Source organism: Peristeroidobacter soli (genome assembly GCF_004138485.1).
GTDB lineage: Bacteria > Pseudomonadota > Gammaproteobacteria > Steroidobacterales > Steroidobacteraceae > Steroidobacter > Steroidobacter soli.
Genome location: NZ_RYEV01000007.1, coordinates 162999 through 185371, shown reverse-complemented (window position 1 = coordinate 185371; position 22373 = coordinate 162999). Strand labels below are relative to the sequence as shown.

17 protein-coding genes and 3 riboswitches are annotated in these 22373 nt (G+C 63.3%); of the genes, 9 read left to right on the top strand and 8 right to left on the bottom strand.

Annotation, left to right across the window (positions count from 1 at the left end; translation table 11 throughout):
• Nucleotides 1-67: 67 nt before the first annotated feature.
• Nucleotides 68-169, top strand: a riboswitch (cyclic di-GMP riboswitch).
• A gap of 179 nt (nt 170-348) precedes the next feature.
• The 6 genes from EKO19_RS30250 (at nt 349) to EKO19_RS30225 (ending at nt 10006) form a co-directional block, all read left to right on the top strand.
• Entirely contained in the window at nt 349-1521 is a 1173-nt protein-coding gene (locus tag EKO19_RS30250; RefSeq protein ID WP_129781148.1) for a fibronectin type III domain-containing protein, read from the top strand.
• Between the two features lie 342 nt (nt 1522-1863).
• A riboswitch (cyclic di-GMP riboswitch) is annotated at nt 1864-1948 on the top strand.
• 120 nt (nt 1949-2068) lie between these two features.
• Nucleotides 2069-2172, top strand: a riboswitch (cyclic di-GMP riboswitch).
• A 226-nt stretch (nt 2173-2398) separates the two neighbouring features.
• Nucleotides 2399-4249, top strand: coding sequence for a putative Ig domain-containing protein (locus EKO19_RS30245; RefSeq protein ID WP_129781147.1), 1851 nt, complete (start codon nt 2399-2401; stop codon nt 4247-4249).
• 270 nt (nt 4250-4519) lie between these two features.
• Nucleotides 4520-5878, top strand: coding sequence for a M16 family metallopeptidase (locus EKO19_RS30240; RefSeq protein ID WP_175597249.1), 1359 nt, complete (start codon nt 4520-4522; stop codon nt 5876-5878).
• 11 nt (nt 5879-5889) lie between these two features.
• Nucleotides 5890-7356: a M16 family metallopeptidase gene (locus EKO19_RS30235; RefSeq protein ID WP_129781145.1), complete on the top strand. Its 1467-nt coding sequence runs from the start codon at nt 5890-5892 to the stop codon at nt 7354-7356.
• Between the two features lie 23 nt (nt 7357-7379).
• Complete coding sequence (locus EKO19_RS30230; RefSeq protein ID WP_129781144.1) at nt 7380-8702, top strand: NTP/NDP exchange transporter; 1323 nt, start codon at nt 7380-7382, stop codon at nt 8700-8702.
• 119 nt (nt 8703-8821) lie between these two features.
• Nucleotides 8822-10006 (top strand): hypothetical protein, encoded by a 1185-nt coding sequence (locus EKO19_RS30225; RefSeq protein ID WP_129781143.1) that lies wholly within the window; start codon nt 8822-8824, stop codon nt 10004-10006.
• A 119-nt stretch (nt 10007-10125) separates the two neighbouring features.
• Here EKO19_RS30225 and EKO19_RS30220 read toward each other — a convergent pair whose 3' ends face one another.
• From EKO19_RS30220 to EKO19_RS30205, 4 genes are all read right to left on the bottom strand, one after another.
• Nucleotides 10126-12060 (bottom strand): TonB family protein, encoded by a 1935-nt coding sequence (locus EKO19_RS30220; protein WP_129781142.1) that lies wholly within the window; start codon nt 12058-12060, stop codon nt 10126-10128.
• A gap of 57 nt (nt 12061-12117) precedes the next feature.
• Nucleotides 12118-12567, bottom strand: a complete 450-nt coding sequence (locus EKO19_RS30215) for a chemotaxis protein CheX (protein ID WP_116807827.1) — start codon at nt 12565-12567, stop codon at nt 12118-12120.
• Nucleotides 12557-12976 carry a response regulator transcription factor gene (locus tag EKO19_RS30210; RefSeq protein ID WP_217705704.1) on the bottom strand — a complete coding sequence of 140 codons (420 nt, stop codon included), beginning with the start codon at nt 12974-12976 and terminating at the stop codon, nt 12557-12559. The genes EKO19_RS30215 and EKO19_RS30210 overlap by 11 nt, the downstream gene beginning before the upstream one ends.
• Before the next feature lie 63 nt (nt 12977-13039).
• A complete protein-coding gene (locus tag EKO19_RS30205; RefSeq protein WP_129781141.1) occupies nt 13040-15361 on the bottom strand; it encodes an ATP-binding protein in 2322 nt (773 codons plus the stop codon).
• A 608-nt stretch (nt 15362-15969) separates the two neighbouring features.
• On the opposite strand from EKO19_RS30205, the gene EKO19_RS30200 reads away from it, so the two are divergent.
• Together EKO19_RS30200 and EKO19_RS30195 are read left to right on the top strand one after the other, a co-directional pair.
• Nucleotides 15970-16440 (top strand): hypothetical protein, encoded by a 471-nt coding sequence (locus EKO19_RS30200; protein ID WP_129781140.1) that lies wholly within the window; start codon nt 15970-15972, stop codon nt 16438-16440.
• A 63-nt stretch (nt 16441-16503) separates the two neighbouring features.
• Nucleotides 16504-17478 (top strand): endonuclease/exonuclease/phosphatase family protein, encoded by a 975-nt coding sequence (locus EKO19_RS30195; RefSeq protein ID WP_129781139.1) that lies wholly within the window; start codon nt 16504-16506, stop codon nt 17476-17478.
• On the opposite strand, the gene EKO19_RS30190 is transcribed toward EKO19_RS30195, so the two are convergent.
• From EKO19_RS30190 to EKO19_RS30175, 4 genes are read right to left on the bottom strand one after another with little or no spacing between them, the layout of a single operon-like run.
• Nucleotides 17450-18307: an NYN domain-containing protein gene (locus tag EKO19_RS30190; protein WP_129781138.1), complete on the bottom strand. Its 858-nt coding sequence runs from the start codon at nt 18305-18307 to the stop codon at nt 17450-17452. The two genes, EKO19_RS30195 and EKO19_RS30190, sit on opposite strands and share 29 nt — an antisense overlap.
• Nucleotides 18308-19291, bottom strand: a complete 984-nt coding sequence (locus tag EKO19_RS30185; RefSeq protein WP_129781137.1) for a magnesium transporter CorA family protein — start codon at nt 19289-19291, stop codon at nt 18308-18310.
• A 30-nt stretch (nt 19292-19321) separates the two neighbouring features.
• Nucleotides 19322-20197 carry a thiol:disulfide interchange protein DsbA/DsbL gene (locus tag EKO19_RS30180; protein WP_129781136.1) on the bottom strand — a complete coding sequence of 292 codons (876 nt, stop codon included), beginning with the start codon at nt 20195-20197 and terminating at the stop codon, nt 19322-19324.
• Nucleotides 20198-20222: 25 nt separating this feature from the next.
• Nucleotides 20223-20849: a c-type cytochrome gene (locus EKO19_RS30175; protein WP_246038998.1), complete on the bottom strand. Its 627-nt coding sequence runs from the start codon at nt 20847-20849 to the stop codon at nt 20223-20225.
• Nucleotides 20850-21050: 201 nt separating this feature from the next.
• On the opposite strand from EKO19_RS30175, the gene yihA reads away from it, so the two are divergent.
• Entirely contained in the window at nt 21051-21668 is a 618-nt protein-coding gene (gene yihA / locus EKO19_RS30170; protein WP_129781135.1) for a ribosome biogenesis GTP-binding protein YihA/YsxC, read from the top strand.
• The last annotated feature ends 705 nt before the right edge of the window (nt 21669-22373 follow it).

Below are 22373 nucleotides of genomic sequence, written 5' to 3'. Positions count from 1 at the left end.
GTTTTCCTGAACTCGTTTGGGGGCCAGCCCGATAGGTCGCAACCCTCCGCTTCGGCACAATGTGCCTCGTCTGTAAGGGCAAAGCCGTTCGAAAGACGGTGACGCAAAGCCTCCGGTCCTCTGATGCCGCTGTTCCAGCAGCCGCACCAAAGATAGCGGGGTTGCCGTTTCAGCCTGAGCCTGAACTCTTGGGTTGTCTCGTGAAGTTTTTCGGCATGCCGCCCGCGCACTTTAGCGCCGGCCCAGCAAAGCCAGCTTCCCTTGCCAGACAAAGGTGCTCGCACCGACACACATGGGTCGGACGCGCGAGCTGGCATCGGAACACAAGTGCTTTGCTGGAGTTAATTCATGCGCTTTTCTTCTTCTTTCGCCGCGGTCGTGGCCCTCGCTTCGTTCGCCGGTATCGCGTCCGCTCAGACCGTCAATCAGCCGCCGACCATCAGCGGCACGCCGCCGACGGTCATCAAGATCAACACCACTTACAACTTCCTCCCGACCGCCCGTGATCCGGAAGGTAGTGCGCTGAAGTTCACCGTCGTCAACAAGCCGGGCTGGATGGCGGTGAGCCCGAACAGCGGCCGCCTCATGGGCTACCCGAAGTCGGCGGGCACCTGGAGCAACATTCAGCTGCGCGTGAGCGACGGCGTGAACACCGTGTCGCTGCCGGCGTTCTCCATCACTGCGAATGCCACTGGCACGTCCACCGCGAACCGCGCGCCGACGATCAGCGGCTCGCCGGCGACCACCGCCCAGGTCGGCACTGCTTATAGCTTCCAGCCGTCCGCGAACGATGCCGATGGCAACACGCTCGGCTACACGATCACGAATCGTCCGAGCTGGGCGACTTTCAGCACCACCACGGGCCGTCTGACCGGCACGCCGACCGCGACCGGCACGTTCTCGAACATCGTGATCGGCGTGAGCGACGGTCGTGTGACCACTTCGCTACCGGCGTTCTCGATCGCCGTCGCCAACTCTTCGAACCGCGCGCCGGTCATCAGCGGCACGCCGACTCGCTCGGTCAACGCGGGCAGCGCCTATAGCTTCCGTCCGACCGCGAGCGATCCGGATGGCAACGCGCTGACGTATTCGATCGCGAATCGTCCGAGCTGGGCCGCGTTCAACACCAGCACCGGTGCGTTGACCGGCACGCCGAGCGCGTCGCAGGTCGGCTCGTACGGCAACATCACCATCAGCGTGAGCGACGGTCGTGCGACCACTTCGCTGGCGGCGTTCGCGATCGCCGTGGTCGATGTGTCCAACGGTGGTGCGGCGCTGACCTGGACTGCTCCGACTTCGAACACGGACGGCAGCACGCTGAGCAACCTGGCTGGCTATCGCATCTCCTACGGCACGAACGCGAGTGCGCTGACGCAGACGGTGCAGATCTCCAACCCGAGCGTCACCACGTACTCGCTGAGCAACCTCTCGCCGGGCACGTACTACTTCGCGGTGCGCGCTTACACGAGCAACGGCACGGAGAGCAACAACTCCAACGTCTCGACCAAGGTGATTCAGTAACTGATCCTGGCGGAGCGTCGATGAAACAGCGGCGGCTGGAGCGATCCAGCCGCCGTTTTGCGTTTTCTGGACTGTTGAATGGGCGGTTGCGGACGCTGCATGCGCATGCGCGGTTTGTTTCATGCCCGTCCGGATTCTGACGTGGTTATGTGAATTCGCGGTGACAAATCCACCGCCGCGCTGTCGGCCACTACCGACAATTGCAAAAACAAATTTCCTACGATTAACTCCGCTCCGACCACGAAGTTTTGTTCAATCGAAATTTGTCGAAGCGCACTCGCTTCACTGGACGCGGCCTCACGGCAGCGGGAGCGGTGCCGACGCAGAAGTCGGAAGAACAACACTTCACCAGGGCATAACCGTCGAAAGACGGCGACGCAAAGCCTCCGGTCCTACAGCATGTGCTGGGGATAGCGGGGTTGCCGGCCAGCTCTTCTTGCGTCACCGAGCTAGCTGTCATCCTTCCCGCCTTCCTTGCTGCTGTTTGACTTAAGCCTTGCGGCTCCGGGGTCGACCTCGAGTCGATCAGAATATTGGGAGCAGCAGAAAGTGATATCGGCAAACCCGTCGAAAGGCGGGGACGCAAAGCCTCCGGTCTACTGGAACGCAGCGTGCGATGCGCCGCGCTCCCATGACAGCGGGGTTGCCACTTTCGCCACCGACACGAGCTTCGCAAGGCCCCTTGCGAGCGCGTGCACGAGCGAGGGTGTAAAGAACGAGCTGCCGATCGCGCACCACTGTGCGCGCACACACCTTTCCCTGCGCTTCGAGCCTCGCGTCGCCAACGCGCTGGCTGCATTACTTCCGGAACACAGCAACGCCATTCAACGCCGGTCCTCGGATCGTCGTTGGCGCGTGCGAAGCCAAGGTACGAGCAATGATTCCAACACTTTTCGGGAAGACCTTCCTGCAGCGAGCGCTGCTGGCGTTGATTGCGGCGTCGTTGAGCGCATGCGGTGGCGGCGATGACGATAGCGGCGGCCTGACGGGCGGCGCGGTCAGCGAGCAACCCGCGGGCGGCGGCACTGGCTCCGACCAAGCGGATGACTTGCCGACTCCGGCGAACCAGCCTCCCGAAGTCAGTGGCACTCCGGCCGCGGTCATCGTCGCGGGCGAGACGTATTCGTTCAAACCCGACGCGGTCGACGCCGACAACGACTTCCTCGAATACTTCATCACCAACCAGCCGAGCTGGGCGAACTTCGACACCGAGACCGGGACGCTGACCGGCATTCCGCAGGACACGAACGTCGGCGACAGCGGCGACATCACCATCAGCGTCACCGACGGCCGCGACACGCGCTCGATCGGTCCGTTCACCATCAAGGTGAACCCGCGCAACCGGCCGACGCCGGTCAACAGCCCGCCGACCATCTCCGGCACGCCGGCCACGTCGGTGATCGTGGATCAGGCTTACTCGTTCCGTCCGACCGCGACCGATCCGGAAAACGATCGGCTGCGCTTCTCGATCTCCAATCGTCCGTCGTGGGCCAGCTTCAGCACCTCGACCGGCGCGTTGACGGGCACGCCGGGCACGGCCAACGTCGCGACGTATTCGAACATCATCATCAGCGTCAACGACGGCACCAGCACCGTGATGCTGCCGGCGTTCTCCATCCAGGTGCAGGGTCTGACCAATCGTGCGCCGACCATCAGCGGCACGCCGGGAACGAGCGTGCAGGCGATGCAGACGTATACGTTCGTGCCGAGCGCCAGCGATGCTGACGGCGATACGCTGGTCTTCCGCATCAACAATCTGCCGCGCTGGGCGACCTTCAGCACCGCCAGCGGCCGCCTGGCGGGCACGCCGGGCACCACCGATATCGGCACGTATTCGAACCTGATCATCAGCGTCAGCGACGGTCGCACGACGACGGCGCTGCGGGCCTTCACGATCGTGGTCAGCGCCGCGCCGAATCGCGCGCCGACGATTTCCGGCACGCCGGCGACCAGCGCCAGCGTCGGTGCCGCGTATTCCTTCACGCCGACCGCGAGCGATCCGGATGGCAACACGCTGGGCTTCACGGTTCAGAACGCGCCGGCCTGGGCGACCTTCAGCACCTCGACGGGTCGCTTGAGCGGCACGCCGACCGCGGCGGGCACGTTCTCGAACATTCGCATCAGCGTGACGGACGGCAATCTCACCGCGACGCTGCCGGCTTTCGCGATCACGGTCACCGGTGCGAGCAATCGCGCGCCGACCATCAGCGGCACGCCGGCGACGACGGTGTCCTCGGGCGCGACCTACAGCTTCCAGCCGACCGCGAGCGATCCGGATGGCAACACGCTGACCTACACCATCGCGAATCGTCCGAGCTGGGCGACGTTCAACACCTCGACGGGCCGTCTGTCCGGCACGCCGACCTCGGCGAACGCGGGCAGCTACTCGAATATCGTGATCTCGGTGAGCGATGGCACGTTGACTGCGTCGCTGCCGTCGTTCGCGATCACGGTCCTGCAGGCGACCAACGGCAGCGCGACGCTGTCCTGGACGCCGCCCACCGCCAACACCGACGGTTCGTCGCTGACCAACCTGGCGGGCTATCGCGTGGTGTACGGCCGCAGCTCCTCGACCCTCGATCAGACGGTGCAGATTGCGAACGCCGGCATCTCGACCTACACCGTCACCGGCCTGACCTCCGGCACGTGGTACTTCGCGGTGAAGGCGTACAACTCGAGCGGCGCAGAGAGCGCCGTGTCGAACGGCGGGCAGAAGACCATCCCGTAACGTCGTTCCGCGGCGGGCAGGATGCCCGCAGGCAGCACGCATGAGCTGCCGCGAATTTCTTCTAAGGCCCGCCCTCGCGCGGGCCTTTTCTTTGCGCGGGTCCGGCGCGTGTCAGAGCAGCGGCAACTTACGGCTCTGACAGGATGTCCGACCGGTCTCCCGCGGGATTTCGACGGCCGCGCTCCTTGCGTCGCGCAGCCTTTCGGATCGGCCAATGTTGTATTCTCGGCCGGATCGGTCCTGCCTCGCCGCGATAACGGAGTGGTCACTATGCGTCGTGCTGTCGGCGTCTGCCTCGGTCTTGCTTTCGCCGTGCTCCCGATAGCCGGAGCAACTGCTGCGACACCCGCGGCGGTGCGTGTAGATTTTTCTGAGCACACGTTGAAGAACGGCCTGCGCGTTCAGCTCGTCGAAGATCACACCACGCCCGTGATCGCGGTGAACGTCACTTACGACGTTGGTTCACGCAATGAGCGGCCCGGCCTCACCGGCTTCGCGCACTTGTTCGAGCACATGATGTTCAAGGGCTCGAAGAACGTCGGCGACGGCGAACATTTCTATCAAGTGTTCACCAATGGCGGCGCCATGAACGGCACCACCAACTCCGACATCACGGTGTACTACGAAGCGCTGCCGGCGAATCAGCTGGAGATGGCGCTGTTCCTCGAAGCCGACCGCATGCGCTCGCTGGAGATCACCCAGGCCAAGCTCGACAACCAGCGCAAGGCCGTGCAGGAGGAGCGTCGCATGCGGGTCGACAATCAGCCCTACGGCCGTTCCTATGAGCGCTTCGACGAAGTGTTCTACGACAAGTTCGGCTACAAACATTCGACCATCGGCTCGATGGCAGATCTGAACGCGGCCAGCGTGCACGACGTGGCCGAGTTCTTCCGCATCTATTACGCGCCCAACAACGCGGTGCTGACCGTGGTCGGCGACTTCAAGCGCGACGACGCGCTGGCGCTGATCGGCAAGAATTTCGAGGACATTCCCAGTCAGCCCGCGCCGCCGCCGGTCGATCTGGTCGAGGCTCCACAAACCGCGGAGCGTCGCGAGAACCTGACCGATCCGCTGGCACGCGCGCCGCAGATTCTCATCGGTTACAAGGTCGGCGTCGGCAACGACGTGGATCAGGCGGCGTTGCAGGTGTTGTCGTCGGTGCTCCAGGGCGGCGACAGCTCGCGGCTGTATCAAAGCATCAGCAAGGAAAAAGAGCTGGTCTCGGGCATCGGCGGTTACGTCGAAGAGCGCATCGGCACCGGCGGTTTCTATATCACCGCCACCGTGCGGCCCGACCAGAAGCCGGAAGTCGTCGAAGCGGCAATCTATGAAGAGATCGAGCGCATCAGCGAACAGCCCATCGCCGATTGGGAATTGCAGAAGGCGCGTAATGCCACCCGCCTCGGTTATCTGCAGAGCATTCGCAGTGCGCAGAATCGCGCCAACATCCTCGGCAGCTACACGATCCTGTTCAAGGATCCAAACTTGATCAACACGCGGCTGCAGAAGATCGATGGAGTGACGCGCGCCGACGTGCAGCGGGTCGCGAAGAAATATCTGATCCCCACGGGGCGCACTGTGCTGACGACGCTGCCTGCGCCGGCCGCACCGACTGCACCGGGTCCGTAAGCGAGCACGCCATGAACAAACTCACTCACAAGAAAACCGTGCTCGCGCTGCTGTCGGCGCTGCTGTTCATGCAGGCGTCCGCGCAGGCGCCTACGCAACAAGCTCCGGCCGGCGCGTCTACCAAGGGCGTCGAGTTGAAAGGCAAGGTGCCCGTCAATCCGCAGACATTGAAAGTCCAGCTGCCGAAGCCGCAGGAAGCCGTGCTGAAGAACGGCCTGCGCGTGTCGCTGCTGGAAGATCACAAACTGCCGACGTTCTCGATGCAGCTGTACTTCAACGGCGGCGGTCTCGCCGATCCGGCGGACAAGCGCGGTCTCGCGATGGTCACGGCGAGCCTGTTGCGTGAAGGAACGAAAAAGCGCTCCAGCCGTGAGATCGCCGAACAGCTCGCGACGTTGGGCGCCGGCCTGTCATCGAGTGCCGGGCCGGCTTCGGGTGAGAGCACCGTTTCGATCACGGGGCTGAGCGATAACGTCGAGCCCCTGCTGGAGATTGCGTCCGACGTCATTCGCAATCCCTCGTTCCCGGCCGCCGAGCTCGATAAGTTTCGCGCCCGTTTCCTGGCTCAGCTGCAGATCCAGCGCGCCAACCCGGGCTTTCAAGCGCAGGAACAGTTCATGCGCGCCATCTACGGCGAGCATCCCGGCGCGCTGGTGGTGCCGAGCGAGGCAGTTATCAAAGGACTGACCAGCGCCGATCTCGCGACCTTCCATGCCGCACGCTATCGACCGAACAACGCGTTTCTGATCGCCCATGGCGACATCTCGTTGAAGGATCTGGTCCAGAAACTCGAAAGTCATTTCGGCGACTGGGCCAAGGCGGATCTGAGCAAGGTGTCGCTGGCGCAGCCGAAGGGGCCGGAAAAGGCACGCGTGCTGCTGGTCGACCGGCCCGGGTCGGTGCAAACGTCGCTGTGGGTGGGTTCGATCGGCATCGAAAGAAACAGCGACGATTATTTCGCCGTGCTTGTGATGAATCACATCCTCGGCGGTGGTCCCGCTTCGCGACTTTTCATGAACTTGAGAGAGGACAAGGGCTATACGTACGGAGTCTATAGTTCATTCACCGGGACCACGTTCCCCGGCGTGGTGGTCGCGACCACCGATGTGCGCACGGAGGTGACCGAGGGCGCGATGCATGAGCTCGATCTGGAGCTGCAACGGATTTCGAATGAGCCCGTCTCGGACGTCGAGCTGACCAATGCACGGCGCGCGTTGATCGGCCGGTTTGCGTTGTCGCTGGATTCGCCGGCGTCGCTCATGGGCAATCTGGCGACCCAGAAGATCTATAAGTTGCCGGCGGACTACTGGGACACCTATCCGCAACGCGTGGCTGCCATCACGCCCGCCGACATCCAGCGCGTCGCCAAGAAATATTACGCCCCCGGCCGCTTGCAGATCGTCGCCGTGGGCGATGCCAGGCAAGTCAATGAAGTGCTGAAGAAATACGGCACCGTCGAGCCCGCCACCCCGATGTAACGTCACAACTATAACCAACCGCCATGAACACACCCGCCCACCCGCCGCCGTCGCCGTTCGGTCGCTTCCTGTCACGTCTGGCGCCGATTCAGCCGGCGGAGACCGGCGCGGTGGTGGCCGCGTTCTTCCTGTTCTTTTTCATGTGGAGCGGCTATTTCTCGGTGCGTCCGGTGCGCGAGACCATCGGCACCATCATCGGCCGCGACAAGCTGGCCGATATCTGGATCGTCACCTCCATCGTGTCGATCCTGATCATTCCCGTCTACGGTGAAGTGGTCGCGCGCTTCCGTCGCAGCGTGTTCCTGCCGGCCGCGTATGGCATCGTCGCAATCGTGCTGGTGATCACCGGGCTGTCGTTGCGCGGCGATGAAATCAACATGAACGCCGGCAAGTTCTTCTACGTGTTCATCAGCGTGGTCAACTTGTTCCTGTTGTCGGTGTTCTGGAGTTTCCTGCTCGAGCTGTTCGATCGGAACCAGACCAAGCGGCTGTTCGGCGTCATCGCCGCGGGCGGCAGCGCGGGCGCACTGATGGGGCCGTTCATCTCGGATCTCGCTGTGCCTCACATCGGCAACAGCGGCGTGTTGTTCTTCGGCGCGGCGCTGTTCGTCGCGGCCATCTTCTGTCAGCGCATCCTGCTCAACGTCTGGTCCGGCCGCACCGACGCCACGAACAAGGCGGACGATCGTCCCATCGGTGGCAATCCGTTCGCGGGCGTGACCATCATCCTGCGCTCTCCTTACGTGCTCGGCATCGCACTGTTCGTCGTCGGCATTTCCTGCGTGAACACGCTGCTGTACTTCGAACAGCTGCGCCTGGTCGAGGAGCATTTTCCGGACCTGAAGAATCGCACTCAGATCTTCGCGCGCTTCGATTGGGTCGTGCAGGCGCTGACGGTGGCGTCGCAGATTTTCCTGACCGGGCGCATCGCCGAGAAGTTCGGTGTGAAGGCGCTGATCACCTTCGTGCCGGTGATCATGGTGTTCGCGTTCGCTGGCCTGGCGTTGTCCGGCTCGTTCGCGGTGCTGACCATGGTCGTGATCGGTCGTCGGGCCATGGAATATGCGTTCGTGCGCCCCGGCCGCGAGATGTTGTGGAGCCCGCTGGACAAAGAAACAAAGTACAAGGCCAAGAACACCGTCGACGTACCGGTGTATCGGGGCGCCGATGCGTTGTCCGCTCAATTGAACAACTGGGTCGCGGGCGCGGGCTTCGGCATCGCCGCCGTGGCCTGGCTGGGCGCCGCGGTCGCCGCGCTGTGGGGGCTGCTCGGCTATTGGTTGGGTCGTCGCTTCGAAGACAAAGAAAAGTTACAAGTCGAAGCCGCGCCAGTCGCGCAGCGATAAACCACGATGGCAACCGACGGCCGCGAGCGCTTCACTGCGCATCGCGGCCGGATCGACAACTCACATTCGATGGGAGAGGTCCGGGCCCACTTCGTTTGTTAAATCAGGGAGTGAGAGCCATGGCGCCCCATCGGTTTGCCGGTTTGGTTCGTGCTTGGGTCGGCGTGCTGGCAATTTTTACCAGCGCGCCCGCTGCGTTCGCTCAGACTCTGCCCAGCATTCGCACGACCATGGTCGCGCGAAACTCGGTCGAGCCCAGCCCTTGTTTCGAATTCGCCTGTTTCAATCGCTCGTCCTACGACGCCAACATGCTCGCGGCCCTGGGCGCGCAGTTGCCGCACGTTTATGTGTTTCTTCGTATCAAGGCCGGGCCCTGGTATGAGGCGGCCGTGCTGAGAAATATCACGCCGCTGCCGGCGGGGTACGACAGCGAAGGCTATCGATGGCCGATCGCCGTGGTCGGCGATGAAATTCTTGCGACGGCTTATCAATCCGGCCCTTCGGTGCCGACCACCTGTGTCACTCATCTGCTCACTCATTCGGGGACGCGCTGGACCGTGCGACAGATCATCCCCGCTTGCGCGAATCAATTCGCGAAGGATGGCAATCGCGTCTTGTTCGGCACGAATGCAGCGATGCCCATCTACGTACGAGGCAGCAACGGTCTCTATACGGAAGAGAGTCGCGTGCTGCCACCGAGCGAGGGATTCTTCAATGCGACGAAGTCGCTGGCGCTGAATAACTGGACGCTGGTGGTTGGCAAGCCGCAAGAGAACTCAGGCGTCGGCGCGGCCTATATATTCCAGCGTAGCGAGGGTGAGTGGTCGCTGTCGAAGACGCTGGTGCCAGACGGGGCAGGGGCGGGCACGGGCTTCGGCACGGCGGTCGGTGCTTATGAGTACAACGTTGCGATCGGCGCGCCGGGCGCGGTGCCTTCGTCAGGCACGGGGCGTGGCCTCGTCTACATGTACACCGGCGTCGGTGAGAACTGGGCGGTCAGCCAGGAGATCGCGGAGCCGCTGGGCAGCGACAGCAACTTCGGCACGTCGCTGGCCTTGCGCGACCGTCGCCTCGTGGTCAGTGCTCACAACAGCTATCCGTTCTTCGAAGGACCCAAAGGCTTCCTGTTCGAACGCGGCTTGCGCGAGTCGGCTTGGGTCGCGCGCGGCTCGCTGGCCGGCGACGGCATGGGCACGGAGATCTCAGGGAACACGGTGATGGTCGACGTGATCGGCACGCGATTCGGCACGTTCCCGACGGTGGTGAATCTGCCCGCGTTGCGTGAGCCGGACGTCGCGCCGTAGGCGACGAGATCAACCGAAACGATGAGCAGTCCGGGCTGCTCGGGTAAACCGACCCGACCAGCTATCAAAGACAGGGCTGACTCGCATGCGAGCGGGCGCTGTTCGAGCAAACGGGTGGTTCAGTTGTTGAGCACGAACTTGAGTTGCAACACGGCGCGCTGAGCCACCGGCGTGCCGTTTTTGCGAATGGGCTCGAAGCGCCACTTGCTCACCGAGTCGAGCGCGGCTTTGTCGAAGACTTCCTTGGGCGCGGAGTCGCGAACCTGCAGGTCTTGAGTGCTGCCGTCGGCGGAGATGGTGAATTCAACTTGCACCCAGCCTTCCGTACCGGTGCGTTGCGCGTCTCTTGGATAAACCGGCGCCACTTCACGTACGCGCTTCAACGAAGCGGCCTGCGCGACGTTCTTGGCGAAGTCACGCTGTTCCTGAGCGATGAACAGTTGTTCCTGCAGCGTGCGAACGGCCTGCATGCCCGGGATCAGCGTGTTGGCGCGGTCGATCAGTGTTGCGGCTTCGTCGACGTTGTTGGCAGCCAGTGCGGTACGAGCGCGATCCAACAGAACGAAGGCCAGGCGTTGCTGTTCGCTGCGCACTTCCTCCGCATCCGGATAACGTTCGCGAAGTGAGATCACGCTGTCGAATGCGTTGTTGCCAGCAGGGGAGATCAAAGAGCCGCGCTCGCGAAGCGAGCTGACGGCGGCGACTTGTTCGGCCAGCGAAGGACCCTGCGGCTCGGCCTCCGACGTAGCGATGCCCGGCGTGCCGGTACCATTGGCGTCAGCGACCTGCTGGCCGGTCGCATCTGTCGCGGCGGTCGTTCTGGCGGCCTGCTCGGTCTGCGGCGCGTTGGCCGCCGCCTCCTGATCGGCAAGCTCACGCGCAATCGCGTCCGCCAGCTCGCGCTCGGCGGCGGCCGCAGCGAGGCGCTCGGCCTCGGAAGAACTCGCAGAGGTGCTTGCATCGCGAGAGACGGCAGTTGACGCAGCAGACGACGCGTTGCCGGCGGCGATTAATGCAGCCGACCCAGCGTTGGCGGCCCCTGTCGTGCCGACCGCGCCAGGCTGAGTGCCCGGGTCGGTCAGCGGCCGGGCATTGCTCGCAACCGCCGCCTGCGTCTTCGGCGCCGTCCGCGACAGCGCCAACAATTGCGCTCGCAGAGCATCGAGTCGCGGATGATTCGGGGTGGCTCGTTGCAATGCCGTCCAGGCAGTCACGCCGCGAGCAGCATTCCGCTCATCCAGCGCTTTGACGACCCGCTGCTCGAGCGTATCGAAGACCTTCTGCATACCGGCCTTCGCCTCGGCGTTCTTCGCATCGAGCGTCAGCACGTCCCGGTAATACTGGAGCGCGTTGTCGCCGCGAGGATCGATGAGACGGCCGCTCAGATACGCGATCTGCGCGCTGCCCAGCTTGGACTTCACCTGATCTACAACTGAAGTTTCAGCGACATGCGTGGTCTGCAACGTCGCGGGCAAGCCTTGCTCGCGTGACTGCCACCAGATCGCGAATGCCACCACCGCCGCGACGACTCCGCTGCCGGCCGCGATGGCCTTGCCGAGATACGGCCGTTTGCGAGCCATCGTGCGCACCGTCTGCAACGCGACGGGTGTGCCATCGCGCAGCTCGTTATAGCGACGCGTGGCTGCATTCAAGAATTGAAAGGCACGGCCCGGCGAGATGGGCTTGTGCAGATAACGATAGATACGACCGGTGCTGAGCAACGACGCGACCGTGCCTTCGTCTTCGCGCCGGCCGATCGCCATGAAGATCAGCTCGGGAAACTGCGCCTGCAAACGCTCCAGCAATGGCCCAACGTCGCCGTGAAGCGAGCCGAGGTCGGCTATGAGCACGTCGCAGCGGCCGCCGATCAGATAGTCGACGGCAGCATCGGCGGAAGGAGCATCCCAGAGAGCGTGCTCGGACCCCGCGGAGGACCGCAGGGCCTCGAGCAGACTTGCATCTGACGTGACTACGACGACATCGACGACCTGACCCGGCCGCGCCGCAGTGGTGCGGACCGTGTTGAGGAAATCTTCGGACTTCGTACTGTGCACATCATTCTCGAATCGAAAGGGCCCTCCGGGCCGCTTTCGATCATCTGACAAGACCGATCATTCGAGACACACGACCAGCTGCGCGCTATGACTGCGCCAATTGATCGGAATGACGAACGAGCGGATGTTGTCGGGAGTGACGATCTTCTCGGGTTCGCCAGCCACGACGGTCGGCACCGAGATCATGAAGTCCTTGCCGAAATCGCGACGGGCGTTGCCGGAAATCGTGTTGGCGACTTCGCCCACCAGGTCGCACATGTTTTCCTGGGTGAGCTCGGTTTCGCCCATGCGCATCAGCATGACCGTGAGCATCGGCCGCGACGCCGTGAAATAGACGATGCCGCGACGCTTGCCGGCGATGGAGATCATGCCGGTGAATTCCTGAATCGTGGGCTTGCCTTCCTGCACGATATAGGGCGAGCCGACCGACGCCGGCTGGTTGGCCGCGGTCGCGAAGTAGTGCGTCGTTCCCTCGACGAACGTTTCCAATTCAACTTTAGTCATCATTGCCGGCGCCCCTCAACAGCTCTTCCAGCGCTTCCGTAAGCTGGCGATCTGTGAATGGTTTGCAGAGAAAGCCATTGGCGCCCTTCTTCAATGCTTCGATGGCGGTAGCCTTGTCCGAAAGCGCCGATATGATCAGGATGAGAACATCCGGTTTGATCTTCACCAGGTTTTCGACGCACTCGATGCCGTCCATCTCGGGCATCGTGATGTCCATGGTGACGACATCCGCGGGGTCCTTGCGGAATGCTTCGACGGCCAGCTTGCCATTCGCCGCGGTGGCGATGACTTGCAGCCTCTCGATCTGCAGCTCCCGCTCGATCTTGCGGCGAATGATGTTCGAATCGTCACAAATCATGAGCTTGAGCTTCCCGCCCGTCAACGGTGAAGCCTTGGCATTGGCGCTCGCCATTACAGTCCCTCTTAGTCTTCAGTATTCCAGTACGAAGTAGTTCGGTCCGTCACTTAAGGGGCATCAGGCGGCTACCGCGCTTTGGGTCGCGGGCAGCCAGATCTTGAACTTGGAGAACTTGCCGCCGGCCGAGGCCAGGCCGACGCGGCCGCCGAGCTCGGCGACCAGAATGCGCACCAGATCCATGCCGGCGCCACGGCCGGCGTCGGTGGTGACGCGATCCGCCGTCGAGAAGCCGGGGCGGAAAATCAACGCCATGGTCTGACGCGGGTCGAGCAATGCCGCCTGCGCCGGCGTGATCAGGCCGCGTTCCACGGCGACTTCCTTGATCCGCTCCAGCTGCAGGCCACGACCGTCGTCCTGGACGATCAGCTCGTAACCGTCCGTGCCGCGCGGTGTGAACTCAACGGCCAGCGCACCCGCCGCTGCCTTGTTGGCCTTGGCGCGCTCGCCTGGCTCTTCGATACCGTGCACGACGGCGTTGCGAACCAATTGAATCGTGATGTCCTTGACCGCGCGACGATAGGACTCGGGCACGCCCTCCAGGCCGGCACAGCGCAGGTTGACCTGCTTGGACTGGCTGCTGGCGACACGGGCCGCCAGATCCTCGAGCGTGCGTTCCAGGCCGCCGACCGCGCCGGTGGTCTCGCCGAGATCCGGCGGCGGAATGATGGCCTTGGTGATCTGGGTCTGGTCCTGACCGGCCAGCCACTGGTCCACCTTCTCCGCGCCGACTTCGCTGCCGGCGGTACGGCGGGTGGCGATGGCGTGATGCAGGTCGACCAGCCGGCTCAACATCTCGCGCACCTGGGCGAGGTGGTTGAACAGATCGTCCAGTTTCACGACCAGCGGCAGGAAGTCGCTGCCCGACAGCGACTGCCGGCCCTTCAGGTCGTTCAAGGATTCTTCGAACGCGTGCGCGCGCTGCTCGACGGTCTTCAGGCCCAGCGCCGCCGCTTCGCCCTTGACCGCGTGCACCTGACGGTAGATGCCGTCGATCTTGGCGCGGAACGCCGATTCCTCGCGCGCCGGCTCCTTGAGGATGGAGTTCACCATCTTCAACGACACGTCGGCGTCGGTGAGGAAGCTGGTCAGGCTGTCCGGCTCCACGTGCAGGATGCGCAACAACAGGTCCAGCTGGGCCTGGGCCTTTTCCTGCGATTCCTGTAGCTCGCGCGACAGCATCACGCGCTTGGTCACGTCGTTCACCGTCACCAGCAGGTGGGACAGCGAGCCTTCGGATTTCACGCGGTTGAAGTCGAATTCCAGGAAGTGGGTGTCGAAGCCGCCGGCCGGGTTGTCGAAGTGCACTTCGACTTCGTTCAACGGGTTGATGGTCTTCACCAGCTTTTCGTTGACCCGCTCGCCCCACAGCAGCGCGACATAGTCCATCGCGGTTCGCAGGGTCTTTTCCGGGACGATGTCCTTGAGCAGCTTGTCGAACGTGAGGTCCAGGAACTCTTCACGGCGGAAGATGTTGTTGAGCGCCATCGAGCGCTCGCTACCCAGCTTGAGGTCCTTGTCCAGCAGGAACAGGCCTTCGTTCACGGTGCGCAGAATGTCCTGGGTTTCCTTGCGCTGCCGGTTCGCCGAAGCCTCTTCCTTGCGCAAGTTGCGGGTGAAGAACAGGAAGATCGCGCCGAGCAGCAGCAGGGCCGCGGCCATGCCGCCGACCTGGATGTAACGCAGGGTGTCGGTCTGTTTGCGGCTGTTCGCCTCGACCTGGATCGACAGGTCCGTCAGCACCTTGGAGAGCTGGCCGTGGACGGTGTTGCCGTACTGAGTGAGATCGGTCAGCGCGGTCTGCAGGCGACGGCCGCGCGGGCTGAGCTGAATCGTCGGTGCCGCCGGGGGCGGAGCGGCGACCGCCGGAGCTGCATTCTTGCCGTTCGCGGCCGGGGCCGGGGCCGGCGCGGGGGCGGGTGCCGGCTGCGCGGTCACATAGGGCGAGCCGGAGAAGCGCAGGATGGGATCGAGCTTGGCCTTGTAGCCGTCCCACAGCTTGCTGCCGTTCTTCAGCTGCGCGACCGCCTCGGGCTCGGTCATGGAAGGCAACACGATGATGTCGCCGGAGCTGTCCGTGATCATGCCGCCATTGGCGAGGCTGTTCAGGGAGCGATCGAAGGTCGTGGCCGCCTTGCGCAGGCTTTCCAGCGCGTCGTCGACCTTTTCGCCGTTCTGCAGGCGTTGCGCCAGTTGCACGCTGGCGTCATACACCGCGTGGGGCAGGACCGCCTGGTTCTCGAGGAAGCGCACGCCCGCGACATTGTCCGAGAATCCGCCGGCCTTACCGTGGTTGACCGCCAGGATGATGGCGATGAACACCAGGAAGCCGGTGATCGCGAACACGATTCCCTTGTACCGACCCAGATCAAGAATTCCCATGTCTTTTCCCCTTGGTCGCCTGCGCTGAACGCAGACCTACCAGCTCAAGCCGGAATTATGCGAAACACCCGCCCTTCAGCCTCGCCAACGCGAGGTGATGTCTTCCCAGACCGCGGTGTTCCGCTCCCTGATGAACGAGTATCTAATCTGACAATAAGCACTTTGACTGTCGCTCGACTCAGTTCCCGTTTTTTAATCACGAAAACTTGCACCAGTTCAAAGTTTCACGCAGTGGCCTGCGCGAATCCCGCCCGTGTTACTACCGGAAAGGCTCAATCCGATTGCTCAAACCGTCGTAGGCCCCGCTCGCAAAGCGCGCGGAGGGCTCGGCCCGCTGATGTGACATGACTGCAACAGCGCGCCCCCGATGCTTGGCCGAAGGCGCTGCAGCAGACAGTTTTGCCTGGAGGGGTGGGGTTAAGTCAATGGCGCGTTTATGCGACAACCGGGCGTTTTCGCCGCCGTTGCAAGCAGTTACGCACCGCGATAGGTAACTTGGGATGCTCGACAAGCCCGTGGCCGCCGCTCATAGTGCGCTCCTCGCGATGGATCAACGCCTGCCGTTCAGCTTCGAGGCCGGGTCGTCACGTCAGGAACGCCGTAGGGTCATGAGCAAAATAGAATTCAAATCGCACGTGCCCGTAGCGCATAAAGCGGCGCTGGAAGCCCTGTTGTTCTTCAATGACTGCCAGGAGCGGGTCAGCGCCTGCATTGCCGATGCCATCGAGAAATTCGGTGCGCCGGAAATCGTCGCCGATCGCGACCGTCTGCGGATTCATATGAAGGGCCTGCCCGAAGTGCAGTCGCTGTTCGCCATCGACATGGATACGGGCCGGCCGGTGGGGGTTGCCGTGTACGCCCGTCAGGACATCGAGCACGTCACTGTCGTTCACATCGGTATCACGTCGGAATTCGCCAGCGGCGGTCGCCGCGCCAATGAACAATTGCTGTTGAAGCTGCTGCGTGAAGTGCGGCGTTCAACGCGTCGTGTGAAAGGCATTCGTACGATGGATTTGTTTTATGCCACCGCCACGGGCCGCGCTGCCACCCCTCGCGTGTCCGCCAAAGTGTTGATGTAAACGTTGCCGGGATCGCCCCGCCCGTTCTTCGCTACGGGCCGCGGTCGCGTTGGGTTCAGTGCATTGTTCCGCCAATCGTTTCTTCGCATCACCAACAAGCTCGCGATTCTCGGCACCGCCGCTCTTTGGCTGTGTCTGCTGGCGGCCCTGCTCGGGCAGCTCGCGTGGCCGTTCGACTTGTTTGCTCATTTCCGGGTGCAGTACGCGGCGCTGTTCGTCGTGCTCGCGTGCGTGCTCATGGTGTTGCGGCGGTTCTGGATTGCCGTTGCCGCCGCGGCGGGCTTCGGTGTCAGCATCGTGCCGCTGCTTCCTTATATCGCCAGCGAATCAGTACCGGTCGCCGCCGCGACCGCCACGCGCGAAGAAACATTCCGGGTGGTGTCTTTCAATGTCTGGTTTCGCAACCCGGACATGGCGCGCGTCGCGGAGTACATCGAAAAGTCACAAGCGGACGCAGTCGTGTTGCTCGAGCTGACGCAACCGCAGGCGGAGCGGCTGTTGCCGCTGCTGCCGACGTATCCTCACTATCAGATGGATAACAGTCGCATGGGCGCGGCGGTGTTCACCAAATGGCCGGTGATCTCGGCGGAGTCGGTGCCGCTGTCTCAGGGCGGCGCGGTCGCTTCCCGGGTGATGCTGGATTGGCGAGGGACGTCGGTGACCGTGCTCGGCGTGCACTTGAACTGGCCGCTGGGGCCGCGCAATTCGGCGTATCGCAATCAGGAGCTGAATTCGCTGGTGGCCTTGAGCAAGGCGCAAGGCGGGCCGCTGCTGGTCGCGGGCGATTTCAATCTCACGCCCTGGTCGGAATATTTCAGCGACGCGCTGGAAGAGTCGGGGCTGCGCGACGCCGCGCTCGGCTTCGGGCTGGCGCGCACCTGGCCGTCGCAATTCGCGCCGGTGGGCATCCGCATCGATCATTGCTTGATGTCACGACACTGGCGCAGCCTGACGACCTCGGTGGGGCCGTCGCTCGGTTCGGATCATCTGCCGATCGTGGCAGATGTCGTCATTCCGGCCGTGGCGCCCGGCGGATGATGTAGCCGCCCGATTTCTGATCCGGCTCCAGGGTCAGCAGCTTGCGCTGTTGCGCCTCTTCGAGCAGATCGCTGAAGGTGCGGAAGCCGAAATAGCTTTCGTTGAAACCGGGATTGCGGCGCTTCAAGGTCTGCTTGACCATCGAACCCCAGATCTTCTCGTCCTGATCGCGCTCCTCGCCCAGCGCATCGATGGTGTCGAGCACCAGATCGAACGCCTGCTGCTTGCGGTCTTCCTCGGTCGTCTCCGGCTTCGCGGCCTTCGGTGCTTCCGCGCCGGCAGCAGTAGCGGCGGCCGTCTGCTTCGACGTGGCGGGCTGTTTACGACGTGCGCGACCCTGGCGTTTCTTTTCGTCCTGACGCACCAGATCGTCGTAGAAAATGAACTCGTCGCAATTGGCGATCAGCAGGTCCGAGGTCGAGCTCTTCACGCCGACGCCGATGACGGTCTTGTTGTTCTCTCGAAGTTTGCTGACCAGCGGCGAGAAGTCCGAGTCGCCGCTGATGATGACGAACGTGTCGACGTGCGCTTTGGTGTAACAAAGATCCAGCGCGTCCACGACCAGGCGGATGTCGGCGGAGTTCTTGCCCGAGATCTTTACGTGCGGAATCTCGATCAGCTCGAACGACGCCTCGTGCATGGGCTTCTTGAAATCCTTGTAGCGATCCCAGTCGCAGTACGCCTTCTTCACGACGATGCTGCCCTTGAGCAGCAGGCGCTCGAGCACGCGGTCGATGTCGAACTTGGCGTATTGCGCATCACGCACACCGAGCGCGACGTTCTCGAAATCGCAGAACAGCGCCATGCTGGTGATGTTGTGAGCCGCCATCTACAGCCAACCTTTGCGTTTGAACAGCCAGTAAGTGACACCCATCGAGGCGATCATCAGCCCGATGGAAAAGAAGAAATTGTTGTACTTGCCCGGCAGGTCCGGCAGCAAGTGATAGTTCATGCCGTAGATGCTGGCGATCAGGGTCGGGGGCAGGAACAGCACGGCCGCCACCGAAAAGATCTTGATGATGTTGTTCTGCTCGACGTTGATCAGGCCGAGCGTCGCTTCCAGCAGGAACGAAACCTTCGAACCCAGGAACGAGGCGTGGTCGGAGAGTGACAGCACGTCGCGGCTGATGGAATGAAAGCGGTCGCGCTGCTCGGCGCTGATGCCCGGCACCGACTGCTGCACGAACATCAACAAGCGGCCCAGGCTGACCAGGCTCTCGCGGCCCTTGGAGTTCAGCTCGCCGTTGAAGCCGATGCGCTCGATCATGGCGCGCAGGTCGTTGCTGGTCGGCTGGCCGTTGCCGTTGCGCGCGAAGATGTTGCTGGAAACGCCATCCAGGCTGGAGCCGACTCGCTCCAGCACATCGGCGATGCGCTCGATGAATGCTTCCATCAAGCCGGCAAGCACGGTCACCGCGTTCGTGCAGGACGCCGGATGTTTGCCGGCGTAAGTGATGAACTGCTGAAACGGTTTGGTGTCGAGGTAGCGGTTGGTGATGAGCCGGTTGCCGGCGAGGATGAATGTCACCGCCGTGCTGATCGGTCGATCGGTATCGAGCTGCGCGGCGACCGTCGTGGTCATGTAGAGCGCACCGTTGTCCTCGTACAGCCGGTTGGAGGTCTCGATCTCCTTCATTTCCTCGCGCGTCGGCACTTCGATGCCGAACGAGGCTTCCACCAGCTTCTCTTCCTCGACGGTGGGTTCGAGCAGGTCGACCCACACCGCTTGGGTCGGAATCGGCGGTCCGTCGTCGCCCGTGCCCACGTGGACCTTGGTCAGGCCCTGAGCTGTCGGGACGAAGATATTCAGCACTGGGACCGCCGCCGGGCGCGTTGCTCTGGATCAGCCACCGTGCTCGTGCGCGGCCAGCTCTTCGATCAACGGGAACAGCTTGTCCTCGCCGCCAGCCTTGCTGATGTCGGTGCTGTACTTGCCGTTGACGATAACGGTCGGCACGGAGTCGATGCGATAGCGCTTGTTGAGGAAGTCGGCACGCTGCAGCTTGGATTCCACCGCGAACGAGGAGAACGTCTCGGTGAACTTGTCCTTGCTCACCCCGTGCTGAGCGAAGAACGCGCCGATCTTGTCGACGTTGTTCAGCTGGTTACCGTTCACGTGGATCTCGCGGAAGATCAGCGTGTGCAGCTCTTCGAGCTTGCCCAGCACCTCGGCGGTGTAAAAGATCCGCGCATGCAGGCGCGTGCCTTCGTTCCACATCGCCGGCACGCGGTTGAACTCGACGTACGCCGGCTTGCCCTTGGACTTCCACGACTCGATCGCCGGATCGAGCGCGAAGCAGTGGCCGCAGCCGTACCAGAACACCTCGGTCACTTCGACTTTGCCGGGCCCCGCATTGGTGGGCTGTGCCGGCACGATCTTGGTGTAGTTCACGCCTTCCTTGAACTTCGACGAGGTCGGCGGGCCGCCCGCGGAGCCGCCCAGCTTCAGTTGCGGCTGGGTGGTCGAAGCCGCCTGCTGCTGTTCGGCCGCCGGCGGGGCGTCGTCCATCTCGCTGACGGTCTCGGCCGGCGCGGTGGTCGCTGCCTGATCGGCTGCGGCCTGATCGGTCGCCGGTGCTGCCCCCTCGGCCGCCGGTGCCGGCGCCGCAGGTTGCTCAGTGGCGGGTGCCGCGGCAGGCGGCGCGCTGGGAGCCGGCTCCTGCTTACCGCAGGCCGCGAGCAGAACCAAGGTCGAGAGCAGGGCAGCGAGTTTGTTCATGCGTGGTTCCGAGGCGATGAAAAGATCAGCGCAAACCTTGGATGTAGGCAGCGACCGCGTCGATTTGTTCGTCGGTCAGCTGCGAGGCCACGTTGCGCATCATTTGATTCGGATCGGTCTGGCGTGTTCCCGAGCGATACGCTTTGAGCTGATTGATCGTGTACGTGGCGTGCTGGCCTCTGATCTGCGCGTAGCCGGCCGCCGGGTTACCCGCGCCGTCCGGACCGTGGCAGGCCTGGCAGGCCGCGAGGCCCTTGGCCGCATCGCCGCCGCGGAACAGCTTCTGACCCAGCGCCACCTTCGACGGCTCGGCCTCGAGCGTGCCCGTGGACTTCTGCGCGGAGAAGTACGCGCCGATATCGGCCATATCTTCGTCCGAGAGCGGCTTGGCCATCGGGGTCATGAGCGGGTTCTGGCGCTGGTCGTTCTTGAACGCGCTCAGCTGACGCTTGATGTAGGTCTCGTGCTGGCCGGCCAGGTTCGGCCACTCGGGGTTCACGCTGTTGCCGTTGACACCGTGACAGGCGACGCACGGCGCGGCTTTCGCTTGGCCTTTCTCGGCCGAGCCCGCGACCGCAGGTTCGGCACCGAAGCTGACGCCCGCCTGCAGGCCGCACAGAACGGTGAGCAGGACCATCGACTGAAACTTCATTATTCGCAACTCCGGTAGCGGCGGCTGGCCAAAAGGCGCGGAATTGTACACTAGCGATACGGCGTTCCACCGCCATCAAACGAAGCCACCCCGGGTCCATGGATGTACCTCGCCGGCGCAGGCGGCGAGCAAGTGGCAAAAGTCGCGCCTTTTGCCGCCTGCACGAGGGTCGTGGCAGGATGCTCGATCCCGAGAGAAAACATGCCGCAATTCCCGCCTGTAGAGTTCCTGACCAGCTCCTGGCAGCCCCGCCAGTTCCCCGCCGATTCCGGCGCGGAAGTCGCGTTCGCCGGCCGTTCCAACGCCGGCAAGTCCAGTGCGCTGAATGCCATTACCGGGCGCAAGGACCTCGCGCGGACCAGTAAGACGCCGGGGCGCACTCAGCTGATCAATTTCTTCGCGCTGAACGACCGGCAGCGGCTGGCCGACCTGCCGGGGTACGGATACGCGAAAGTGCCCGAGAAAATGCGCGATCACTGGCGCGAGCTGATGGAGCGCTATGTCGAGACCCGCGCGTCGCTGGCGGGCGTGGTCATCGTGATGGACTCGCGACACCCCCTGACGGACTTCGACTGGCAGATGCTCGAATGGACCGGCGCGCAGAACTTGCCTGCGCATTTGCTACTGACCAAGGCCGATAAGCTCGGCCGCGGCGAATCGATGGCTACTCTGAAGAAAGTGCGCACCTCCGTGGGCGAGGGCGTGACTGCGCAGCTGTTCTCCGCCGTGAACAAGACCGGCGTGGATGAGGCGCGCAAAGAGGTGCTGAAGATGCTGGCCGGGAAAGCCCGGCGCGCTTCGGACGCCACTGAAATTTAAAAAGACCCTTCGCGCCGGCCCGGAACGGAAGCCTCAGGCGCTGGCGTTGGCGCAGACGGCCGAAGCCGCTAACGCGGCCGGCCTTGAACCGCCGAAGCGGCCACGTGAGGCTGCAAAGCGCGGCCGGCCTGGAACTGACGGAGCGGCCACGTGAGGCTGCAAGCGTGGCCGGCCTGGAATTGACGGAGCGGCCACGTGAGGCTGCAAGCGTGGCCGGCCTGGAATTGACGGAGCGGCCACGTGAGGCTGCAAGCGTGGCCGGCCTGGAACTGACGGAGCGGCCACGTGAGGCTGCAAGCGTGGCCGGCCTGAACTTGCCGGATGGGACTGGCGCGGGCCCGAAGGGCCCAGCGCGGCACCGGAGGGGCGGCGCCAGCCGCAAATAAATCTGCTGCTGCGTTATGAGGCGTCCTGAAAGCCGCCACTTTTTCGGGGATCCAGAAAAAAAGAACCCCGGCGACTTCTGGAGCCACCGGGGCAGTATTACCCGGCATGGGGATGGACCGGGTTACCGTTCACTCAGGGAGGTCAGCGAACGGGAGCGTCCTGGCCGACGCTCGGGAATTATGACGCCCGTGGGGGGCGAAAGTTCCGCGACTTTTTCACTCTGTTCGCGTGAAAAAATCTTTATGCTTTCATGCGGTTAACCGCAATTTAGTTGCGACGACGAGACCACATCCAGAAGCCTTGGCGCGGGCCGCTTCC

Coding starts and splice junctions, on each gene's coding strand:
- EKO19_RS30210 (WP_217705704.1), bottom strand. CDS start 12,976: ATGGCGAGCGCCAATGCCAAGGCTTCACCGTTGACGGGCGGGAAGCTC.
- EKO19_RS30215 (WP_116807827.1), bottom strand. CDS start 12,567: ATGATGACTAAAGTTGAATTGGAAACGTTCGTCGAGGGAACGACGCAC.
- EKO19_RS30225 (WP_129781143.1), top strand. CDS start 8,822: ATGGCGCCCCATCGGTTTGCCGGTTTGGTTCGTGCTTGGGTCGGCGTG.
- EKO19_RS30205 (WP_129781141.1), bottom strand. CDS start 15,361: ATGGGAATTCTTGATCTGGGTCGGTACAAGGGAATCGTGTTCGCGATC.
- EKO19_RS30190 (WP_129781138.1), bottom strand. CDS start 18,307: ATGGCGGCTCACAACATCACCAGCATGGCGCTGTTCTGCGATTTCGAG.
- EKO19_RS30250 (WP_129781148.1), top strand. CDS start 349: ATGCGCTTTTCTTCTTCTTTCGCCGCGGTCGTGGCCCTCGCTTCGTTC.
- EKO19_RS30245 (WP_129781147.1), top strand. CDS start 2,399: ATGATTCCAACACTTTTCGGGAAGACCTTCCTGCAGCGAGCGCTGCTG.
- EKO19_RS30200 (WP_129781140.1), top strand. CDS start 15,970: ATGAGCAAAATAGAATTCAAATCGCACGTGCCCGTAGCGCATAAAGCG.
- EKO19_RS30230 (WP_129781144.1), top strand. CDS start 7,380: ATGAACACACCCGCCCACCCGCCGCCGTCGCCGTTCGGTCGCTTCCTG.
- EKO19_RS30180 (WP_129781136.1), bottom strand. CDS start 20,197: ATGAACAAACTCGCTGCCCTGCTCTCGACCTTGGTTCTGCTCGCGGCC.
- EKO19_RS30235 (WP_129781145.1), top strand. CDS start 5,890: ATGAACAAACTCACTCACAAGAAAACCGTGCTCGCGCTGCTGTCGGCG.
- EKO19_RS30240 (WP_175597249.1), top strand. CDS start 4,520: ATGCGTCGTGCTGTCGGCGTCTGCCTCGGTCTTGCTTTCGCCGTGCTC.
- yihA (WP_129781135.1), top strand. CDS start 21,051: ATGCCGCAATTCCCGCCTGTAGAGTTCCTGACCAGCTCCTGGCAGCCC.
- EKO19_RS30175 (WP_246038998.1), bottom strand. CDS start 20,849: ATGAAGTTTCAGTCGATGGTCCTGCTCACCGTTCTGTGCGGCCTGCAG.